Origin of the sequence: Clostridium sp. ZBS15 (assembly GCF_023845705.1) — a bacterium.
In the GTDB taxonomy this organism is placed as follows: Bacteria; Bacillota; Clostridia; order Clostridiales; family Clostridiaceae; genus Clostridium; species Clostridium aquiflavi.
The window spans coordinates 1-339 of sequence record NZ_JAMQHY010000165.1 but is presented as its reverse complement, the minus strand read 5'-3'; the positions used below and the strand labels follow the sequence as shown (position 1 = coordinate 339).

Annotated in this window: 1 rRNA gene; it reads left to right on the top strand. The window is 49.9% G+C overall.

The features are described from left to right. Positions 1-339 (top strand): 23S ribosomal RNA (locus NG904_RS16910); the annotation flags it as partial.

Genomic DNA, 339 nt, shown 5'->3' with positions numbered 1-339 from the left:
GAATGCCTAAGGTTTCCTGAGGAAGGCTCGTCCGCTCAGGGTTAGTCAGGACCTAAGCCGAGGCCGACAGGCGTAGGCGATGGACAACAGGTTGATATTCCTGTACCACCTCTTTATCGTTTGAGCAATGGAGGGACGCAGAAGGATAGAAGAAGCGTGCGATTGGTTGTGCACGTCCAAGCAGTTAGGCTGATAAGTAGGCAAATCCGCTTATCGTAAAGGCTGAGCTGTGATGGGGAAGCTCCTTATGGAGCGAAGTCTTTGATTCCCAGTTGCTTAGACAAGCTTTTAGCGAGATAAAAGGTGCCTGTACCGCAATCCGAAACAGTTTGGTTTTGT